18 protein-coding genes are annotated in these 19,843 nt (G+C 57.5%); 2 read left to right on the top strand and 16 right to left on the bottom strand.

The genetic code is table 11. The features are described 5' to 3' along the window. Window positions 1-77 precede the first annotated feature (77 nt). The 13 genes from GSD1FS_RS09490 to GSD1FS_RS04000 all read right to left on the bottom strand — a co-directional run bounded on the left by GSD1FS_RS09490 (window position 78) and on the right by GSD1FS_RS04000 (window position 15,128). Window positions 78-455: a hypothetical protein gene (locus GSD1FS_RS09490; protein ID WP_246165809.1), complete on the bottom strand. Its 378-nt coding sequence runs from the start codon at window positions 453-455 to the stop codon at window positions 78-80. A gap of 528 nt (window positions 456-983) precedes the next feature. Then, window positions 984-1,796 carry a glucosamine-6-phosphate deaminase gene (nagB, locus tag GSD1FS_RS04050; RefSeq protein WP_155588507.1) on the bottom strand — a complete coding sequence of 271 codons (813 nt, stop codon included), beginning with the start codon at window positions 1,794-1,796 and terminating at the stop codon, window positions 984-986. A 51-nt stretch (window positions 1,797-1,847) separates the two neighbouring features. Further along, a complete protein-coding gene (locus GSD1FS_RS04045) occupies window positions 1,848-2,810 on the bottom strand; it encodes a dihydrodipicolinate synthase family protein (RefSeq protein WP_155588506.1) in 963 nt (320 codons plus the stop codon). Between the two features lie 177 nt (window positions 2,811-2,987). Further along, window positions 2,988-3,839 (bottom strand): ABC transporter ATP-binding protein, encoded by an 852-nt coding sequence (locus GSD1FS_RS04040; protein WP_155588505.1) that lies wholly within the window; start codon window positions 3,837-3,839, stop codon window positions 2,988-2,990. Continuing rightward, window positions 3,836-5,974: a dipeptide/oligopeptide/nickel ABC transporter permease/ATP-binding protein gene (locus GSD1FS_RS04035; RefSeq protein ID WP_155588504.1), complete on the bottom strand. Its 2,139-nt coding sequence runs from the start codon at window positions 5,972-5,974 to the stop codon at window positions 3,836-3,838. The genes GSD1FS_RS04040 and GSD1FS_RS04035 overlap by 4 nt, the downstream gene beginning before the upstream one ends. 1 nt (window position 5,975) lies before the next feature. Then, window positions 5,976-6,932 carry an ABC transporter permease gene (locus GSD1FS_RS04030; protein ID WP_155588503.1) on the bottom strand — a complete coding sequence of 319 codons (957 nt, stop codon included), beginning with the start codon at window positions 6,930-6,932 and terminating at the stop codon, window positions 5,976-5,978. 131 nt (window positions 6,933-7,063) lie between these two features. Next, window positions 7,064-8,629: an ABC transporter substrate-binding protein gene (locus GSD1FS_RS04025; protein WP_155588502.1), complete on the bottom strand. Its 1,566-nt coding sequence runs from the start codon at window positions 8,627-8,629 to the stop codon at window positions 7,064-7,066. A 440-nt stretch (window positions 8,630-9,069) separates the two neighbouring features. Then, window positions 9,070-10,344: a sialidase family protein gene (locus GSD1FS_RS09745; RefSeq protein ID WP_246165808.1), complete on the bottom strand. Its 1,275-nt coding sequence runs from the start codon at window positions 10,342-10,344 to the stop codon at window positions 9,070-9,072. Beyond that, on the bottom strand, window positions 10,341-11,342 hold the full coding sequence (locus GSD1FS_RS09740) for a LamG domain-containing protein (protein WP_246165807.1): 1,002 nt from the start codon (window positions 11,340-11,342) through the stop codon (window positions 10,341-10,343). Before GSD1FS_RS09740 ends, GSD1FS_RS09745 begins: the two co-directional genes overlap by 4 nt. 167 nt (window positions 11,343-11,509) lie before the next feature. Next, window positions 11,510-12,145 carry an N-acetylmannosamine-6-phosphate 2-epimerase gene (locus GSD1FS_RS04015; RefSeq protein ID WP_425481781.1) on the bottom strand — a complete coding sequence of 212 codons (636 nt, stop codon included), beginning with the start codon at window positions 12,143-12,145 and terminating at the stop codon, window positions 11,510-11,512. Window positions 12,146-12,242: 97 nt separating this feature from the next. Then, entirely contained in the window at window positions 12,243-13,196 is a 954-nt protein-coding gene (locus tag GSD1FS_RS04010) for an ROK family protein (RefSeq protein ID WP_155588500.1), read from the bottom strand. After that, window positions 13,193-14,104: a DUF4862 family protein gene (locus tag GSD1FS_RS04005; protein ID WP_155588499.1), complete on the bottom strand. Its 912-nt coding sequence runs from the start codon at window positions 14,102-14,104 to the stop codon at window positions 13,193-13,195. The genes GSD1FS_RS04010 and GSD1FS_RS04005 overlap by 4 nt, the downstream gene beginning before the upstream one ends. Window positions 14,105-14,336: 232 nt before the next feature. Then, window positions 14,337-15,128, bottom strand: a complete 792-nt coding sequence (locus GSD1FS_RS04000; RefSeq protein ID WP_155588498.1) for a FadR/GntR family transcriptional regulator — start codon at window positions 15,126-15,128, stop codon at window positions 14,337-14,339. 401 nt (window positions 15,129-15,529) lie between these two features. Between GSD1FS_RS04000 and GSD1FS_RS03995 the strand changes: the two genes are divergently transcribed. After that, window positions 15,530-16,777 (top strand): N-acetylglucosamine-6-phosphate deacetylase, encoded by a 1,248-nt coding sequence (locus GSD1FS_RS03995; protein WP_155588497.1) that lies wholly within the window; start codon window positions 15,530-15,532, stop codon window positions 16,775-16,777. A 92-nt stretch (window positions 16,778-16,869) separates the two neighbouring features. After that, on the top strand, window positions 16,870-17,205 hold the full coding sequence (locus GSD1FS_RS03990; protein WP_155588496.1) for a hypothetical protein: 336 nt from the start codon (window positions 16,870-16,872) through the stop codon (window positions 17,203-17,205). 103 nt (window positions 17,206-17,308) lie between these two features. Here the strand turns inward: GSD1FS_RS03990 and GSD1FS_RS03985 are convergent, their stop codons facing one another. From GSD1FS_RS03985 to GSD1FS_RS09730, 3 genes are all read right to left on the bottom strand, one after another. Continuing rightward, on the bottom strand, window positions 17,309-18,523 hold the full coding sequence (locus GSD1FS_RS03985) for a CPBP family intramembrane glutamic endopeptidase (RefSeq protein WP_246165806.1): 1,215 nt from the start codon (window positions 18,521-18,523) through the stop codon (window positions 17,309-17,311). A gap of 26 nt (window positions 18,524-18,549) precedes the next feature. Next, the gene (locus GSD1FS_RS09735; RefSeq protein WP_246165804.1) at window positions 18,550-19,200 is read right to left on the bottom strand and encodes a DUF4854 domain-containing protein; all 651 of its coding nucleotides are present in this window, start codon (window positions 19,198-19,200) and stop codon (window positions 18,550-18,552) included. Between the two features lie 222 nt (window positions 19,201-19,422). Further along, on the bottom strand, window positions 19,423-19,668 hold the full coding sequence (locus GSD1FS_RS09730) for a hypothetical protein (RefSeq protein WP_246165802.1): 246 nt from the start codon (window positions 19,666-19,668) through the stop codon (window positions 19,423-19,425). Between the last annotated feature and the right edge of the window lie 175 nt (window positions 19,669-19,843).

Below are 19,843 nucleotides of genomic sequence, written 5' to 3'. Positions count from 1 at the left end.
CCTCCCATGCTCTGTACAATACCTAGCCATCTTTTCAACGCTCTCCCCCGGCGGCCAATACCAGAGCCAATCTTTGGTTAAATACTTGCGTGTAGCCGCATTTTTACCCCACAGGCTTCGTTGGCTTTATTAAGAGGAAGAACACTACGCTGCCATTCCGCGCGTAGCCATGCCTTTGCATCAAGTACTTGCCTATCCCCTGCATTGAGGTAGATCTTGCGGCGATACAACGCCGCCACCTCCGTCACAACCGGAAACTGTCGAATGGTTTTGCCATTAACATTGCCTGCGATATGCGCAACGCCTTGTCCCAAACACCGAGCTGTACATATTCCCAGCCCGTCGCAAGCAGAAGTGGATGCACTGTAGCCCAACCGATTTCCGTATTCCAGAACCATAGGCTCGTTGAGGGCTTTGCGGCTTTTGCCCACATTGACAAGTGTGGCTTGTACCATTCGACCAGACCAGAGACGTCATTCGCGTCTCCACGAAAACCCCGTATTCCATAGGCCCCATCAGAAACAATCAAATCAGGGGCCGGCCATTCGCCGTATTTCTCTGATACATTGCCGTGATGCAAATCGTACATTGACCCAATACACTCTCTTTGCATCTCAACAGCCTCTATTCACCGACAACCACTTGAAAATATGTCAATTCCCTCGATCATATCCACCCTAGCGGTTCAAGTAATACTCCAATTAAAAATCTAGGAAGCAGAGCATATGAACTATGGTCACAACACGCATCGCCCTTGCCAATAACGATCACAGTGCACATATACCTTATGCCGATACCCGACAACCCTTGCGTTGTGAGGATAGACGGCCAGTCACCTTATGCCGTTCAATCAGCGACGGAGTATTGCAGCACTCTGCCGCAGCCAGCCTAAAGAACCAGAAAAACAAGTGGCCCGCGACTCGTGTGAGTCGTGGGCACTCGCCCTCGCCGCGCAAACTACAGTCGGCGAAGATTATTAGGCATCAGATGCCCTGCCATGCCGGCTTGTGCTCGTATGCATAGCGATAGTAGTCGGTGTGACGCAGGCGCGAAGCCGCGGCAGCGTCAACGATGATCGTGGCGTGCGGATGCAGCTGTAGCGCTGAAGCCGGGCAGAACGCGCTGACTCCGCCTTCCACCGTCTCGGCGACAGCCTCGGCCTTGCCCTTGCCGAACGCGAGCAACACCAGATGGCGAGCCTTGAGAATCGTGCCGATGCCCTGCGTGATGCAGTGCGTAGGCACATTGTTCACATCGTCGTCGAAGAAACGAGCGTTGTCGATGCGAGTTTGCTCGGCGAGCGTCTTGATGCGCGTGCCCGAGGCGAGCGACGAGCCCGGTTCGTTGAAGCCAACGTGACCGTCGGTGCCGATGCCGAGGATCTGCACGTCAACGCCACCGGCAGCGGCGATCGAACGATCGTACGCCGGACCTGCGAGCGCGATCTTCTCGCCGTTTTCGATGCCTGCACCGTTGAGCATATCGCCTGGCACATGCACGAGCTCAGGGTTGAGTCCGAGCGGTTCGACGACGGTGCGGTGAATCGTGGCGTGGTATGACTGCGGATGCGTGAGAGGCAGGCCGATGTATTCGTCGAGCGCGAATCCGCGCACCTTCGACACATCGATGTTCTCGTCATGCACGATCCCCGCTAGCGCCTCGTATGCTGCGAGCGGGCTGGAGCCGGTGGCCAGGCCGAGCACGGCCTCCGGCTTCTCTTTGATGAGGTCGGCCACGCAACGTGCGTATATCTGCCCCGCTTCTTCTTGATTGTTGACGATGATGACTTCCGCCATTATGAATTCCTTATCTCTTGGCTAGTTCGGCTGTTTCGCATGACCGAGCGATCAGCGCTCGGTGGACTCGCTGACTTCCTCAGGGGTGGCGGCGAGTTCGAGGCCGTTCTCCTTGAGCACATCGGCGATGCGGCGCACGTTCTCACCCTTGAGTGGAAGCACCGGGTTCGGCATCTGGTTGGTGGCGAATACACCAAGCAGCGCGAGCGCGGTCTTGAATGCGCCTACGCCTGCGCCGAAGCCGGAGACGCCGCTGGTCACGGTGACAATGCGCATCAATGCGGCGAGTTTGTCTTGCTCTTCACGCACTGCACGCCAATCACCCTCCTGATAGGCATTCCACATGTGCACGTAACCAGTCGCTTCCACATTAGCGAGACCCGGCACCGAACCATCGGCACCGGCCATGTATGCGCCGTCGACAACGACTTCCTGACCAGTGAGCAGTGTGAGCGGGTGGCCCGCCTTGTTGTTGTCGTCAACGAGGAAGCGGAAGGCCACATCATCGTTCGAGGAGTCCTTGACGCCGGTGAGCACACCGTCGAGGCCAAGGCGCACAAGCAGATCGCCCGGCAACTTGGTGTGCACGCACACCGGAATGTCGTAGGCGAACAGCGGGGTGTCGGGAACGGCTTCGTGGATCAGGCGGAAGTGGCGCTCGATCTCAGGCAGGCCGCCGAGTGCATAGAACGGAGCAGTGGCGACGATCGCGTCGGCGCCAAGCTCGCGTGCTTCGAGGGCATGCTCGATGACGCGGTTCGTTTCGGTGTCGATGCAGCCGACGAGCACTGGCACGCGGCCGTCCACGATTTCCATGGCCGTCTGGATGATCTCCTTGCGACGATCGTCGGTGCTGAATGCGACCTCGCCGGAGGAGCCGAGCACGAACAATCCGTTGACACCTGCATCGATCATACGGTTGAGTGAATTCTCGAAGCTAACTCGATCGACTTCACCTGCGGCAGTGAGAGGAGTGACTACTGGTGGAATAACTCCGCGGAATTTGCTATTCATTTTATATTTCCTTTGTATATACGTTCTATTATTTTCTATTTTGCTGTACGAGGCGTTGTTGCTGTCGTAAGCAGAATGGTGAACGAAGTGAAATGCCGCCCGCCGACTGTGTGGATGTGATACTGTTCGGCGGGAACGCCTTTGACGGCGGGCGGCACGTGTGGTTATGAGCAGCGGCTATGCGCACTCGGCTGGGGTCGGATGCAGCAGCGACGGTGCAGCGGCCATCAGCGTCTTCGTGTAGTCGTTGGTTGGGTGGTGCATCACCTGATCGGTGTTGCCACGCTCAACGATGGTGCCGTGATTCATCACGATCACGTCATCCGAGATGTAGCGAATCGTCTGGATGTCGTGGCTGATGAACACCATCGACAATCCAAGGCTCTTCTTCAGGTCGGAGAGCAGGTTCAGAATCTGGGCACGGACGGACACATCAAGTGCGGAGGTCGGCTCATCTGCGATGATCGCATCCGGGTTGAGCGAAAGTGCACGAGCAATGGCGACACGTTGACGCTGACCACCGGAAAGCTGACCTGGCAGAGCACCGAGAACCGAGAACGGCAGGCCGACCATGCGGATCAGCTCATGTGCGCGCTTGTCACGTTCGGCCTTGGAACCGATCTTGTGCACGATGAGCGGGTCGATCAGCTGGTCGATGACCGTCATACGCGCATTCAACGCGGTTGCCGGATCCTGGAACACGACGGAAACCACACGACCGATTTCCATGCGCTCCTTGGCGGTGCGGTGCGTCACGTCCTGGCCTTTGAACAGCACCTTGCCGGAGGTCACCTGTTGCAGGCCGCACATCACGTTTGCCGTGGTGGACTTGCCGCAGCCGGATTCACCGACGATGCCGATCGTTTTGCCTGGCATCAACTTGAGGTTGACGTTGTTGACTGCCGTGATCTTGTTCTTATGGAAGAGCTTCGACCCTGCACGCGTGGTGAACACAACTTTCGCATCGCGCAATTCAATGATCGGAACGTTCGGATCACGCTGTGCCGGTGTAGATACTGGCTTGCTCATCGTGTTCCCTCCTTAGATGGTTGCTGCGAAGATCCATCTTGTTCAGACTGCTCTTTGTATTGCTTTGCCGCTACATGGGCTGCTTCCAGCTCTGCATCGACCTTCTTCGGCGTCTGCAGCATCGACTGATCGGTCTTGCTGTAGGTGGCCGGCTCCGGCAACGGGGCGTCAGGCTGCGCGGCGTAGAAGTGCCATGTGCCTGGGACGCGAACCATGACCGGGCGGGTATCGAGGCCGGCATCCGGGTGCGAGGAGCGAGGTGCGAAGCGATCGCCCTTCGGGAAGTCGATCGGGCTTGGCACGGTGCCTGGCACCTGATGCAGACGAGGAGCGCTGGCTTCGATCGAGGTGACTGCACCGAGCAGACCACGGGTGTATTCGTGGCGAGGATCGGTGAGGATCTCCTTGGTGGAGCCTTGCTCGACGACCTGGCCTGCATACATGACGGTGATCGAGTGGGCGACCTTGGCGACGAGCGCCAGATCGTGCGACACGAAGACCATTGCGAAGCCGAGCTTCTTGCGCAGCTCGTTGAGCAGGTCGATGACCTGCTTCTGCACGGTCACATCGAGTGCGGTGGTCGGCTCATCTGCGATGATGAGCTTCGGGTCGCGGGTCAATGCCATTGCAATGAGCACGCGCTGACGCTGGCCGCCGGAAAGTTCGTGAGGGTACGATTCGAGCGTACGCTTCGGGTCGAGGCCCACGAGCTCAAGCAGTTCTTCTGCACTGCGGGTGCCACCACGGCTGGTGAGCTGCTTCATCTGCGTCTTGATGAGCATGGAAGGATTCAGCGAGCTCAATGCGTCCTGGTAGATCATGGCGATCTCATGACCACGGATCTTGTTGTATTCCTTCTGGCTCATGCCAACGAGGTTCTTGCCGTTGAGCAGAATCTTGCCGCTGATCTTGGCCTTCGGGTCGAGCAGACCCATGATGGCGAGCGAGGTGATCGACTTGCCGCAGCCGGATTCACCGACGAGGCCCATCGTTTCGCCCGGACGCACCGAGAAGTTCAGATGATCCACAACATTCACATCGCCGTAGCGTGGGAACTGGATGCACAGGTTCTCAACCTGAAGCACTGGGGCTTCGGTAGACACTGGCTCAAGGCGGTCGGTGCGCTTCATCTCGGCTGCACGCAGCTTGGCGAGCGACTCGTTGAGCGATGCCGCCTGCTCCTTGTAGGCTGCAACAGGATCGGTGAGGAGGCGATCTTCCTTGCGGTCGGCCTCAACATCTGCAGCGGTCTTCTCGACCGGGGCGGATGGCGCGGCGACCATGGCATCGGTGATGCCTTCGGAAAGAACGTTCAAGCACAACACGGTGATCATGATTGCGAGGCCTGGATACAGTGCCTGCCACCAGTAGCCGAAGATCACGCCGGCCTTTGCGGACGACAGGATGTTGCCCCATGTAGGGGTCGGCTCTGCGATGCCTGCGTTGATGAAGCTCAGCGAAGCCTCGAACACGATGGCGTCTGCCACGGAGAGGGTGGTGAAGACCATGACCGGTGCGGCGATGTTGCGCATCACGTGCTTGACGAGGATCCATGGGGCGCGAGCACCGGAGACGATGACCGCACGCACGTAGTCCTTGCCGTATTCACTGATGATGTTTGCACGGACAATACGTGCGATCTGCGGAACGTAGAGAATGCCGATCGAAATGATGATGCCGATCATCGACTGGCCAAGGATTGCGACGAACACTGCGGCGAGTGCGATGCCTGGGATCGACATGATGATGTCGATGAGTCGCATGATGATTTCGGAAATCCACGTGCGACTGACCGCTGCGATTGCACCGATGATCGAACCGAGGATCAACGCGAATGCGATGGACGAGAGGCCGATGACGAGCGAGTAACGAGCGCCATAGAGTACACGGGAGAGCACGTCACGACCGAGGTTATCGGTACCGAACCAGTGGGCTCCGCTTGGAGCTTGGTAGCTCTGCGTGATCGCGAGAGGATCGTACGGCGCGATGACCGAGGCGAAGATTGCACAGAAGATGAGCAGGAGGATGACGATGAGCGAGATCTTCGACCCCAGCGACATCTTGCTGAACCTGTTGAACTTGACCTTTGGCTTGGTTGCCGCTGCCTTAGCGACTTGACTTTGACCAAATAGCATTTCACACCGTCCTGATTCTTGGGTTGATCAGCACATAGAGCATATCGACCACGATGTTGATGATGATGAACGCGAGTGCCACAACGAGCACGACGCCCTGCACCAGCATCGGCTGATTTCCGTTGATGCCATCGAACATTGCAGTTCCCATGCCGGGGAGTGCGAAGATGACCTCGATGACGATTGCGCCGCCCATCAGGTAGCCGATCTTCATGCCGAGAGTGGTGACTGGGGTGATCAGCGCGTTGCGGAACACGTTGCGTGCAACGACGACGCCCTTTGGAACGCCTGCGCCGATTGCGGTGCGCACGTAATCCTTGTCGAGCTCTTCAACCATCGATGTACGAATGATGCGGGTGAGCTGACCTGCGACCGGCAAGCCCAATGCGAAGCACGGCATCGCCATACGGGCGAGGTAGGCGCCTGGGTCTTGCGAGAACGGAATGAGGTCACCGGAACCAGGGAGCCAAGCGAGCTTGATCTGCAACAGGTAGATGAGCAGCACGCCGAGCCAGAACGATGGCGTCGCGATTGCGATGATGGAGATGACGCGGATGGCCTGATCAACCCAAGTGTCGCGGTACAGAGCGGCGAGAACACCGAAGATGATTGCGAACACAATGGCGATAGCCAAACCGATGAAAGTCAGCTGCAGTGTGATCGGGAAGGCTTGGCCGATACGCGCGGCCACGGAATCCTTGTTGACGCCGTAGACGCCCATGTCGCCGTGGAACAGACCGACGAGGTACGACCAGAACTGATCCCACCAGGAGCGATCATATCCCATTTCGTGACGGTATGCGGCGAGTGCCTGTGGCGAGGAGTTCTCGCCGAGCGCTGCGACTGCTGGATCATATTTCGAGAACGACATCAGGAAGAACACCAAGAAGGTGACTCCGAATGCCATGAACGGCAACGCGATGAGGCGCCGTCCTAGAAGTCTTAACAAATTGCTCATGGAATGTCCAATGTGAAAAGAAGTTGTTTGAGAAAAGAGGAACCGACCCATCCGCCCCGGGAGGGGAAGGAAAACGGGAGCGAATGGATCGGTCCAGCAGAGAGGAAAGGTATGCTGTATGGATTAGTTGTTTACTTGGCCAGCTTGTCCTTCACGAGGTCGATGCCGGTGGAGCCGATGGCTTCCCATTCCGAGAAGACACCGTTCTTTGCCGCGGTGGTTGTCTTGCGGTGGAAGAGCGGGTACAGCGGCACTTCCTCGCTGAGCAGGTCGTAGCACTGGTTCCAGTAATCCTGGCGTTCGGTGTCATCCTTGGCTGCGATGGCCTTGTTCATCAGCTCATGGAGCTTGTTGTAGCCTTCGGAGCCCTTCCAGAAAGTGCGCTGCTTGGTCCAGGTGTTGTCGCCGTACCACCAGTTCATCAACAGATCAGGGTCGTTGCCGAACACTGACGGGTCGCCAGGGGCGAGCACGATGTCGTAGTCTGCGTTGTCTTTATCGGTGATGGATGGATACAGCGCGGAGGACTTCATCGACTGAATGTTGACGTTCATGCCGATCTCCGCCAGATCGTTCTTGATCTGCGGAGCCAACTGGGTGATCCAAGTGTGGTCGGTGGTGTAGAGCGTGAAGTTCATCGGGGTGGAGACGCCTGCTTCCTTGAGCAGCTCCTTCGCCTTGTCGACGTTCTTCGTGTAGACGTTCTTCGCCTTGTGGTAGTTCGGGAAGTTCTTCGGCAGGAAGCTCGTTGCCGGCTCTGCCTGACCACTCATCTGGTTCTTCACCAGCTGATCGACGTCGATCGCATAGAAGACGGCCTGGCGAACGCGCTTGTCGTCAAATGGCTTCTTCTTGGTGTTGAACATGAGGAACGGAAGGTTGAAGCCTTGCACCGTCTTCAGGTCGGAGCCGGAAGACTTGAGAACCTGGAAGGCCTGTGCTGGCACCATTTCCATGATGTCGGTCTTGCCGCCCTGCATTGCGGTCACACGAGCGGTGTCGTCAACCGTCACGTTCCAGACCATGTGCTTGGTCTGTGCCGGGTACTTGCCGTTGTAGTTGTCGTTCTTGTCGAACTTCACCTGGCTATCGGTGATCTCGGTGTACTTCCATGGACCGGAGCCGATTGGTTTGTTCTTGAGGTCTGCGTCAGACATCGAGCTTGGCACAATCTGAATGAGCGCGAGACGCTGCTTAAACATCGGGAAGGCTTCCTTGAGCTTGAAGTCAACCTGAGTGTCGCTCTTGGCGCTCACGGAATCGATGAAGTCCAGCATCGAAATGTAGAGGCTACCTTCTGCCGTCGTGCGCTTGTAGGAGCTGACCACATCGGAGGCCTTGACCGGAGTGCCGTCAGAGAACTTCGCGCCGTCGCGAAGCGTCACAATGTATTCGGTGTCGGAAACCTTCTGAGGATCGCCCTTGGCAAGTGCATCGAAGGTGGTGAAGTCGCTGTAGTCGAGTGCATACAGCGGCTCGGTCACATGCCAGTTTGCAGACATTGGCAGTGCACCGGAAGTGGTGGACGGCGAGAAGTCACGGCTTGCATATGCCACCTGTGCCGTAATCGTATCTGGGGTCGATGTGCCCTTGGCAGCGGACTGCGCAGCAGTGCCGGTGCCGCACCCTGCCAGAAGGAAGGTACCCGCCAAGGCTGCGGCAACCGCTGCCTTGAGCTTTCCGTGTGAATGGAACATCTTTCATTCTCCTCATCTTTGAGAGATATCTTCGTGTTCAACGCGACGATGCCCGTCTTCGCGCAATCGTCTTGCTTGCGAGCTGTGCTCGGATGATTCAACATCTTCGTCGAACTGATTTAAATGATAAGACATCTGATGTCTTACTTCAACCCAGAATAATTGTGCGTGTCGCTCAATTTTGCCCAATAGTGAGGTGGAACTCCATCGCTCAGGACAACTCGCGCATACCCTCACGGCACTTTCTTGTTTTTCAAATACGTTGACATCGTACACGCAAATTCCCGTATAGCTTCGCTGTGAGTGGAACATTTGCGCTTATATGTACTGTTTGTCGCAACACTTGCTACCTATATATGTTTGACTCAAATGCAACTACCTCGCAACCCACTCATATATAGGTTGCGAGGCAGCATGGTGATCCGCACGGAACACAGCGGTCAGGGAAGCCATGTCAGTGGCAGGCGTGTGAAATAGACGCCCGCTGTTTCGCGTTCCCACAGCAACCCGAGCTCGCCGTCGGGCAGCACGCTCATGCACTGATACACGTAATGGTATGGGTTGAAGCAGCGATGCCGCAACCATGTTCGTCCACCATCGTCGCTTACGCGTAACACGCCACGGCCGCGGTATGGTCGCATTTGGCTGGCGTTGGCGAACACCATGCGATCTGAGGCCTCTCCTGGTTGCCAAGCGCCATCATCATCACTTGGAGGCAATGTGATGGCGTTGGGTTGGCTGAAGATCTCCGGCATCGATTCCACGAACTCCAATTCGTCCCATGTCTGCCCACCATCACGGCTCACCGAACGTCCTACGCGCCCCGCATGGTTCTGGTTGCGATACAGCACGGTAACGGCACCATCTGCGGACTCGACGATCGTGGATTCGTAGGTGTCGGCGTCGTCGTCGTGCAACGTCTGTTCGTGCACGATCTCACCATTCATTTCGCGACCTTCGTTGATCGGCACTCCCCTGCTCCACGTTTCGCCACCGTCATCAGATATCAGCACACCGCCGATGCAGTGCTTCGGATCGGTTCCATTGCAGTAATACGGCACCAATATCCGGCCGCGATATGGTGGTTGGCTCAATTGAATGCCGTTACCGGGAGAGACGCCCATGAATCGCATCCATGGTTCTTTGACCATCTGGCTGATGAATCGTGGTTTTGACCATGTGGCGCCATCATCGTCAGAATGCAGTTCCATCAGGTAACTGGTGCGTGCTGTGAGCAGGCTCTGACCTGCGTCATCGCTCTCTTTGGCGAAAATGTTGCCCGCAGGAGCTCCGTTCACTGTCACGTCACCCTGCTCATCTATGCGGTAATCGCTCACGCTGCCATCGGCACCCGTCACCGAACCGTCTTCCTGCACGGTGAATACCGCACCATCGCGATCGTGCACCAGAAGTCGCCCGTGATCATCCAGACCAACGCCTTGCTCGGCATTTGCAAAGCCGCGACCGCCCGGGAAATGGTCGATGAGCACAATAACACGTCTATGTTCGCGATCGTATGTCAGGCAGGAGTCAGTCACACAGGGTGCATCCATGCCATGCTCAGGGAACGCAACGATCGTCTGCATCGGCAACCATGTGCGGCCGGAGTCCAGTGAGCGGCGAATCACCAAATGTATTTCGGTGGGAGCGTCGTTGGGAATCACCACGCGTTGATCGGCTCCCGCGATCACCACGCCGTTTGCAGTGGTGATCATTGACGGTATGCGGTAACTCGCAGCACCCTCATACCCAGCATCGAATAACGCGGTATCGGTTGTGGGCGGCACGCCAGACAGCGTCTTGATCTCGCCATCCGTGAGCGGGCGGGCGAATATGCCACCATTGCGCACTTCCCCGCACAATCTGACCCCTGTGGTGTCTGCGCCAACGCTGATCTTCCGCAAGCCATGCACTGCATCGAAAACAGCTGCCCGGGCTGGTGGAGTTCGAGGTATCCGTCAACATACAAGTCGATGGCCCCACGGAACGCGCGAATCACCAAGTCATGCCAGTTGCCATCCGTCCATGATCCGCGCGCCGAATACTCGTAGCGTTGCTCACCATCACGGAACGTGTAGCGAATGCCATCATCGTCGACGTATACGTTCATCGTTTCGCCATCGTCGCCTGCAGCTGCGAGCACTGTGCCGAACTGCCCGATGCCGCGAGTGCGGAAGTGCGCGAAAATCGTGCCGTTGTGCACATCCTCCATACGTTCCACATCGAAGTCGGCAATGGTTGCGGCGGCGAATTCCACGTCGGGAACGGACGCGGCCACTTGTACCGCGATCTGCTCCGAGGTTTCGGCACCGGAGTGCACGCCGAGCAGGTACACGCCACTATTTGTGCGCACAGCGCTTCGTTCGCCAAAGCGCGCGGGGTTCAGATTCGTCGCGCACGCGAAGCACTGGTAACCATCCAGATACACGCGTATACCGAAGCCGCCGAACGTGAGCGCCACCGTGTGCTCGCCGCCGAGCAATATGCCGTAGGTGTCTTCCATATCCAAACGAATATGGTCATTCGGCGAATCAAGAACCAGCGAGCCCTGCTGTGCGCCGAGTTCCAGCTCCACCTGTTCGCTCTGTGCGGCGAACCGCAGCATCATCCCATCGGTTTGCCGGCGAAAGCGCAGCCACACCGTCGCCTCGAAATCGTCAGCCTCCGCGCAGTCCCACGTGACCACATCGTTCGCATTATTGTCATCATTCATATTTGCAGCAATCTCCCACAATTGTTCACAGTTTCTTGTGTTATCTCGGCATGCACAATCTTCATCCAGCGTTGCAGTAAAACCGGTTGTGGCTCACGCATCACAAAGACGCATGGGCCACAACCGGGTTAGTTAGGAGGAGAGGAAAAGAAGAAATACCACTTGGCTCACTTGTTCAGGCGCGCGACGAACCAGCTGGTGATCGACGTCGGGTGCGTGATGGCCGTACCAACGACGGCAGCCCACGCGCCGGCCTCCATCACCTGATGCAACTGCTCAGGCGTGTGAATACGCCCTTCGCACAGCACCGGCACGTCCGGGAACGCCTTGATCATCTCGCCAAGCAGTTCGAAATCCGGACCGTCGGTTTTCTCGCGCTCGCCGGTGTAGCCTGCCAGCGTGGTGGAGATGATGTCTGAGCCGGCTTCAACAGCACGTTCCGCATCTGCGAAGCTGCCGCAATCCGCCATCACGGTGATGCCTTCGTCATGCAACGCGTGCACGGTTTCCGCGTAGCTGCGACCGTCTGGGCGCGGCCTGCCGGTGGCATCGAGCGCGATGATGTCGGCGCCCGCCGCGGCACAGCAGCGTGCATGGCGCAGCGTTGGTGTGATATACACGCCTTCGGAACCATCTTTCCAAATGCCAATCACCGGCACATCAACCTGCCCCTTGATCGCCGAAATGTCGGAGAGTCCTTGGCAACGAATGCCCACTGCGCCGCCTTGCACTGCGGCCTGTGCCATTTGCGCCATGGTTTCCGGGTGGCGCAGTGGCTCGCCGGGGTATGCTTGGCAGCTCACCACAAGTCCGCCCTTGATTTTTCGATTGCTGGATTCATTGTGTGTCCTTCTGCGCAACGTTGCGCATATTTATTTTTAAATTTATATATTCTGTGCATTATTGGTGGGCAATGTGCCTGTGCGCGGCGACGGCTGCACCGATCAACGGTGCCTGACCGCCAAGGTTGCCGTCGACGAGCAGTATGCGCGAGAGCAGCGGCAGGGCTGAATGCGAGAATCCCTTCTGCAATGCGTTCCACCACACCGGTCCGGCTTTGGTGACGGAACCGGAGATCACGATGCCGTCTGGGTCGATCAGATTAGCCATGCCACCAATGCATGCACCAAGTGCTTCGGCGCTGTCGGAAAGCGTGCTCGTGGCGAGCTTGTCACCTTCCTGGGCAAGTTGCGCCACTTGCGCGCCACTGCTCACCAGTTGGCGGCCTGTACGCCTGTTGTAGAGGTTCGCGAGACCTTGACCGGAGGCGACCGGTTCAATGTGCCCTTCGGCGCTTCCGCAGGAGCACAGGAATCCCTGGCCGAGCGGAGAGGTCATGTGGCCGGCGTGACCGGCCACGCCATGCGCGCCGAGGTAGGGATCGCCGTCAATGATGATCGCCCCACCGATGCCAGTGCCCACGCCGATCGACAGAAGCTTACGCGAGCCGCGGCCAGCGCCGTAATGCGCTTCGCCGATGCCGTGCGCAATCACATCGCCGACCATGTAAACGGGCAGGTCGGTTATTTCCGCGAATGCCGCATAAAGCTGCTGACCGCGCCAACCGGGAAGAATGTCGGTTGCCGAAATGATCTCGCCGGTCGCGCTGTCGGGCACGCCTGCGGCTGCGATGCCGATGCCTTCGATCTCCAGACCGTCAAGTCTTGCCGACTCAAGCTGCGAAGCCGCAAAACAGATCAATCGCTCACGAACCTTGTCACCGCCCTCGGACGGGCGGGTGGGAATCTCGTCTTGAAGCGTGATCTTCGGCCTGCCGCTGTCGTCACTCGGCAGCTGCACGACGCCGGAGGCGATTTTCGTACCTCCGATGTCGAAGGCGAGTATGCCGCTCATGCCACCACCGCCTCGTGGATGTGCGTGAGGAATGCGAGACGTTCATCGAGCGTGGCGTCTTTCGGCACGCACACCTTCGCTCCGATGTAAGAGAGCGGCGAACCCTGCTCAAGCGCCACTTGCGCGCATTCGTGCACTTCCTTCGTCCCCATGAGCGAAGTCGGTTCGTCCGGCGCCATCGGCAAGTGGCCGTCGATCCACGAATAGCCGTATTGCGTCTCGTCAGGGCCAGCACCGGAGAACATCATGCCGGTGAGCACGTCGGCTGCCGTGGCCTGCTTCACCTGGTCGAATGCGGTTTGCGCACTGCGGCCCTCCACAGCGGAGCGACCCCAGTTAAGCGTCAGCCCAACGCCTTCGCGTCTGCATAGTTCAATCTCGTCTTCGAGCGGCAGGAAGCCCTTTTCCGGCGGCTGTCCTTCGATGTAGCGATCGCAGTGCTCGATCACCAGTTGCGCGCCCGACCAATCCCAGTTCTTCATTTCGTGTAGCGACTCAGCCATGCGATCAGCGTCGGCATACCGCGTCGGCGCACTGTGTATTTCGATGAAGCGCACGTCTTGTGCACCGCGCAGTTTCGCGAGATCGGCAACAGCAGTGCGCAGATCTTCGAAGAAGGTGAGCGCTGCTTTTCTGCCGGTTTTATCTGGGCTCGCCAAGCCGAACATCGGGTCTGCACCAACATGGCGCATGGTTCCGGGGATTGCGGTGACCACGTTGCTGTGCCAGTGCGCGGGCAACGCGTGCGCGAGCCATGCGCGGTTCGCGGTGGTGGCCAGATCTCCGGGGAACGGCAGTTCCGCGCCGCTGATCCACTCTTGCTTGCCAAGCAGTTCGTAATATGCCGGTTGATCATCACGTTCTTGTGGTAACGACGCATACGCGCCGACAATAAATTCAGGCTTCATATTTCCTCCTTGAAATATTTGCCAACTCAGTTGTTAATCATACATCAGACATCAGATGTCTACATTCGGCATGTCGCACAGTTCTCTATCTGCGATTTATATTTTTGCTCGGATCTCTGCGCTGCCAGCTTTTCTTGCACAACGCGTTTTGCGACCAATATATATGTCCCGTTCGCACAAGAACAAACGGGCATATATATTGGTCGCAAATAGCGGCCGTGAAAATGAGCGGCTACTTCTCGATGTGCTTGTCGAGAATGGATTCGATCGGGCGATAGTGCTCGCGCACGGCGGCGCGGTACGCGTCCGCGTCGCCGGCGATCGCCGCGTCGAGCATGCGGCGGTGTGCCTTCGCGGTGTGCGCCATCTCTTCGGACGGCGCCAAACCGAGCTGTGGCAGCACTGCCATGTGCACCAGCCACAGCGAGTGCACCATTTGCTTCGCCACCGTGTTGTGCAGCGGATCGAGCAGAGCCATGTGGAACGAGATGTCAAGGTCGAGGAAGTCCTCGCCTTTGTCTGCGCGCTCGACCATGCGGTCTACGAGTTCATCGATGTCTGGCTGCTGCGTTCCCTCGAACACCGCGCACACTTCGTCGGCACAGCCGAGGTCGAGGAACCTGCGCAGCTCCACCACGTCGCGCAGATCAGAGAAATTCTTGCCCACCGACACCATTGAGCGAAACGCCAGTGTTTCAACCATTGGATCGAGCGACAACGAGCCGACGAACGTGCCTTTACCATGCTCGACGTCGACTATGTTAAGAGCTTCGAGCTTGCGAATCGCCTCGCGCACCGACGAGCGCGACGCCCCCACCGCTTCGCACAGCTTCGTCTCGGTCGGCAGCAAATCGCCCGGCTGCAGTCTTTCGCTGAGAATATATGATTTGATTGCATCCATCGTTTCGTCGCAACGGCTGCGAGTCGTCAGCGGCGCCGGCTTCTTCTCCGGCGTCAACGATAATCGCGCTAAAGCGGCGAGCTCATCTGCGGTATAGCTGTCTTCTTGGGGGATTTTCCCCATGGCTGCACTCATCATGCCCTCCAAATTTCAAGTATGTGCCGATGCCCCTTATGCCTGCAAAAGTTCCCGTGATTCGACGTCACTGCCAAAACACGTTGTCTCCACCGTGCATCTACTAAACTCAAATTCATCAGATGTCTGACAAATCAATACTATCACGATTGTCTTCAATATACGACACAAAATCTGCATTTTATGCGCGTGTTGCACGCATGTGCACGAAATCGTGGGTATTATTCACCGAACTGAAACTGGCGCTTTCCTGACGACACGCTCACACCGCTCTTATGACACGCGGTGAGACTCCCGTTGCGATGCTTTCGAAGAAATATTTGCGAGAGATATGACGTCTGACCACTGAACGTGATAGTATGACTTCACATTGACACAATGAGGTGATCATGGAACAAACAAGACAAGAAATCTCGCATGCCATTGCGCAGAAACTCACCGAACCGGCGGCACCGACCGCGATTTGCAACGCTCGGCGAATCGACGCGCACGGCATTCAGGAACACACATGGGTGATTCTTGAGAACAACGTCATCACAGCAACCGGCACAAGCGACGACGAATTCGAAGCTGCGGCGCGCGCCGCGCAGATCACGCCCGAGCGCACGATCGACGCCAATGGCGCGATCATGGTGCCCGGCTACGTCGACATCCACGCGCACGGCGCATGGGGCAGCGCGTTCGACGACGGGCCTGAAGGCATTGAAATCGCTCGCGCAGGCCACATGTGGCATGGCACAACGCGGCAGGTGCTCTCACTCATCACCAATCCAATCGACGTGATGTGCGAGAACCTGCACAACGTGCGCGCAGCGATGCAGGTGAGGCCCGACGTGCTCGGCGCACACCTTGAGGGGCCGTTCCTTGCGCTGTCGCGCAAAGGCGCACACGACCCGCAATGCCTGAAAGACCCGACGCCCGACTTGGTGAGCACATTGCTCGACGCCGCAGACGGATGCATGCGCCAAATAACCATCGCGCCTGAACTCGAGCATGGCATGAGCGCCATACGCACTTTCGCGCAAGCAGGCGTGCACCCCGCGGTCGGCCACTGCGATGCCGACTACGACACCGCCCGTCGCGCCTTCGACGCCGGCGCCACGCTCATGACACACATGTTCAACGCAATGAACGGCATTCACCACCGCAAACCAGGACCGATTCCGGCAGCCGTTGAAGACCCTCGCGTCACGATCGAATTGATCAACGACGGCTTCCACGTGCAGAATCCGGTGGTCGAGCTTTCCTTCGGCTTCGCCCCACACCGCACGGCATTCGTCACCGATGCCATGGCCGCCACGGATTGCCCCGATGGGCACTATCTGCTCGGCGCACTCGACGTCAACGTGGAGCACGGTCACGCTCGGCTCGTATCCAATGGCGCGATCGCCGGCTCCACACTCGTGCTCGAACGTGCCGTGCAACGCGCTGTGCTTGAGCTCGGCTTCGAAGCTCCGGCAGCTGTGGAAGCGGCGACGCTCACCCCTGCGAAGGCTTTCGGATTCGACCAGCCGAACCCCGTCACCAAAGCCCCGCTTGGCTTGATCGCCCCACGCTACGCCGCCGACGTGCTGCTGCTCGACCCAAATGATTGGAGCGTGCAACACGTGTGGTGCGCTGGCCGCCAAATGCGCTGACCTAACTCACGCACACAATTCAGCTCACCGGCGCTTCCCCGCAGAACGCCAATAATCGAACAACCACAACCCTAGAAAGGACCCCGATTCCGATGACCGCACAAAAACCAGAAGACTTGAACGACGATCAGCTCGCCCACGTCGTCGACCACGCATACCAGGCTCGTCACGGCGACAAAAAGCACTCGAAGTTCACGAAGGAAGAGGCCGATATCGTCAAGCACCTCTCGCACGCCGGCGAAGAAATGCGCACGCGTCTGCACAACGCTTTGCGCGGGCTGAACCGCACCGATGACGATGCGACGCGTCTCGACAACTTCGTCGACAAAGAGATGTTCACCGCCGACTACGACCCGTACCGCGATCTGATGAACAACTTCGACGACGAGGGCAACGTGCTCACCCCCGACGACACGATCGCCGGCTGACAGTCACAGTATTGAATATATTATCTAAATTATAAATTTGGGTGTTTGATTATTGTATTGATAATCAAACACCCGCAATTATATATAAATAATATAAATTATATTATTGTATTAGCGCGAGCACTGTGAGCGCAATGGAGATCACGAGGAACACGATCATGCCCGCGTTGCCGAACGCGCAACGCTCCGCAGTTCCTTTCGGTAGCTGCTCGGGCGTCTCGTAGAACTCCAGCTTGCGGCACTCGACAATCAGCAGAATCATGCCGGCCACGACTGCGATCAGATACAGCAGCATGTAGAGTTCCGCAGAGAGGTTGAGCAGCGTCTCCATCTGCTTCTCCGCGGTAGTTGTGGCAGTGTGCTGCGTACTGAGCCAGTCACTGAAGAACGGCGAGGCCACGCTGCCCAGGAAGTTCAATGCCATGTGTAGGCCGATCGTGTAGCGCAAACGGCTCGTGCGCACGTAGATGTAACCGAACACGAGCCCCAAGCCGAACGCATAGAAGAACTGATAGAGATTCATGTGCATCAGCCCGAAGATCAGCGCAGACACCAGAATCGCGGTTTTCTCACCATAGCGACGCAGGCGCGAAATGATCTGCTTGCGGCACAGCCATTCCTCGATGATCGGGCCGACGACTGCGACCGAGAGCAGGTTCAACCACGGCGGAATGTTGTCGATAAGAGTATCGATGCGGTTCTCCGACGAATTGCCTTCCGAAAGCAGTTCAATCAGCCCGTTGCTGAGCAGGGAGCCGATGAACATGATCGCCATGCTGATCAGGAACCAGACGAAAAGCCTTGACGGAGTGAGACGAAATTCGCGGGTGGGCAGTTCCGGCAAAGGGCGCATCATCGCGTAGGCGATCGGAATGGCGATCACATACAACGCCAAGTCAGACAGCAGTAGCGACACCCACGCCCAGTTAAGAGCCTCGGGGTTCACTCCACCGATCGCAACCGAGAAGATCACCATGACCACGTTCCACACCACCAGCATCACGCTGAACGCTGCGCCGAGACGCGAGTAGGCACGGCGAGCCGTCTCGAGAAGCGAAGGACGCCCATATTGCACAGGCTGCTGTGGGTACTGAGACGGATACTGCTGCGGTACTTGCCACATTGGATACTGTGGTGGCACCTGTGGTGGGACTTGCGGCGGCAGCTGCTGTTGCGGCATCTGTGGCGGCACTTGCCACGGTTGCTGCTGCGGCGGTTGCTGAGGCTGCTGAAACTGTTGCTGCGTTGGTTGCTGCCCATTGGCAGAACCGCCATTCGGGGTATTCTCGAATGGCGGCCACTGGTTCGGTTCACTCATCATGATTCCGTAAAATCGCGAGTATGTCAGTTCGTCGAGCTGGAGGTCGCCGTTTTGTCATACAGCGTCTTGCCCTCCGACGTGATGATGAGACGCACTGAATACTTGGTGCTGCTACCGCTACTGTTCAGCTCGTCCGCCATCTCTTGCGCCAGATTGTCGTACACGCTTCGTGTGGAGTCCACCGTGCTGGCATACGTAGAATCCATGTCGATCGTCATGACGAGCGTATTGCCCTGCGCGGTGATGTCAGCGGTCATGCCTTCCGGCATGTTGCCCATCTGCTTCTCCAGCTCCTGCTTCACTTGCGGGTTCTTGAGCATGTCTTCGAGTGTCGCGCCCCTCGACAGCTGCCCCTCGATGTCAAGGTCGTCGAGATCGTCGTCAAGGTCATCTTCGAGGCTCGACGAATCGTCGCTCGGGCTCTTGCTCGGCGAGATGCTGGTGGACGGCGAACGGCTCGGCTGGCTGCTGGCATAGTCGTTGACGGCATTCACACCAACACTGATAGCGATGACGGCAACAATAATGTAGATCGCGGTGAAAATACCACCCACAATAGTGCCGGCAAGCGAAAGGTTCTTGCTGGTTTTGCTACCACCGTGCTTGTTGATCTTCACCATGGCGACGATGCTGACGATGAGACCGACGAGCGGCATCAAGAACGACAGAATCAAGCCGACGATGGCAAGCGTGTTGTATTTGTCGGTCGGAGCTTCCGGCGGGTACTGCTGCTGCGGAGGGAACTGCTGCGGCGGATACTGACCGCCCTGCCCAGCACCCTGATACTGCTGATATTGCTGACCGTACTGCAGCTGCTGATCATATGGCTGCCCATACGGAGCTTGCGCATACTGCTGCTGGCCGTACGCCTCCTGACCATTCTGCCCGTACTGCGGCTACTGTGGCTGCTGCGCGTACTGGTTCTGCCCGTATGGCATCTGCGTGGTCTGCTGCGCGTCGGAATCAGTGGACTCCTGCCCATACGGTTCCTGCGCAGGCTGCTGATCGTACTGCTGCGTCGATTCCGTGGAATTCTGCGAATCAGTCATTGCTGGCTGAGTCTGTTCCGCGGGCTCGCCACTTTGCGCGTTGTTCAGCGCATTCTCAGAATTGCCGCCATATGGATTCTCTGGCTGGGTCATTTCTCTCCTTTTACTCTTCGGTGAACCACAGAATATCAAAAATAAGCTGCCATCAATCTGCTGTCCCAGAACAGCTCTAACTAATACCGGCAAGTTCTGCGTTTTTCCCGCTATATAACGCGTGTCATGTCACATAGCAATATTCAATATTTCACTATGTAATATTTGCGAGCAA

Source organism: Bifidobacterium canis (assembly GCF_009727065.1).
Lineage (GTDB): Bacteria > Actinomycetota > Actinomycetes > Actinomycetales > Bifidobacteriaceae > Bifidobacterium > Bifidobacterium canis.
This window is presented reverse-complemented; position numbering and strand designations above follow the sequence as displayed.

What these genes read in the sequence shown, in the direction of transcription:
- GSD1FS_RS09490 (WP_246165809.1), bottom strand. Translation starts at nt 455, where the DNA reads ATGGTACAAGCCACACTTGTCAATGTGGGCAAAAGCCGCAAAGCCCTC.
- GSD1FS_RS09740 (WP_246165807.1), bottom strand. Translation starts at nt 11,342, where the DNA reads ATGAATGATGACAATAATGCGAACGATGTGGTCACGTGGGACTGCGCG.
- nagB (WP_155588507.1), bottom strand. Translation starts at nt 1,796, where the DNA reads ATGGCGGAAGTCATCATCGTCAACAATCAAGAAGAAGCGGGGCAGATA.
- GSD1FS_RS04010 (WP_155588500.1), bottom strand. Translation starts at nt 13,196, where the DNA reads ATGAGCGGCATACTCGCCTTCGACATCGGAGGTACGAAAATCGCCTCC.
- GSD1FS_RS09730 (WP_246165802.1), bottom strand. Translation starts at nt 19,668, where the DNA reads ATGACCCAGCCAGAGAATCCATATGGCGGCAATTCTGAGAATGCGCTG.
- GSD1FS_RS03990 (WP_155588496.1), top strand. Translation starts at nt 16,870, where the DNA reads ATGACCGCACAAAAACCAGAAGACTTGAACGACGATCAGCTCGCCCAC.
- GSD1FS_RS04040 (WP_155588505.1), bottom strand. Translation starts at nt 3,839, where the DNA reads ATGAGCAAGCCAGTATCTACACCGGCACAGCGTGATCCGAACGTTCCG.
- GSD1FS_RS04005 (WP_155588499.1), bottom strand. Translation starts at nt 14,104, where the DNA reads ATGAAGCCTGAATTTATTGTCGGCGCGTATGCGTCGTTACCACAAGAA.
- GSD1FS_RS03985 (WP_246165806.1), bottom strand. Translation starts at nt 18,523, where the DNA reads ATGAGTGAACCGAACCAGTGGCCGCCATTCGAGAATACCCCGAATGGC.
- GSD1FS_RS04000 (WP_155588498.1), bottom strand. Translation starts at nt 15,128, where the DNA reads ATGGGGAAAATCCCCCAAGAAGACAGCTATACCGCAGATGAGCTCGCC.
- GSD1FS_RS09745 (WP_246165808.1), bottom strand. Translation starts at nt 10,344, where the DNA reads ATGATCACCACTGCAAACGGCGTGGTGATCGCGGGAGCCGATCAACGC.
- GSD1FS_RS04035 (WP_155588504.1), bottom strand. Translation starts at nt 5,974, where the DNA reads ATGCTATTTGGTCAAAGTCAAGTCGCTAAGGCAGCGGCAACCAAGCCA.
- GSD1FS_RS03995 (WP_155588497.1), top strand. Translation starts at nt 15,530, where the DNA reads ATGGAACAAACAAGACAAGAAATCTCGCATGCCATTGCGCAGAAACTC.
- GSD1FS_RS04045 (WP_155588506.1), bottom strand. Translation starts at nt 2,810, where the DNA reads ATGAATAGCAAATTCCGCGGAGTTATTCCACCAGTAGTCACTCCTCTC.
- GSD1FS_RS04025 (WP_155588502.1), bottom strand. Translation starts at nt 8,629, where the DNA reads ATGTTCCATTCACACGGAAAGCTCAAGGCAGCGGTTGCCGCAGCCTTG.
- GSD1FS_RS04030 (WP_155588503.1), bottom strand. Translation starts at nt 6,932, where the DNA reads ATGAGCAATTTGTTAAGACTTCTAGGACGGCGCCTCATCGCGTTGCCG.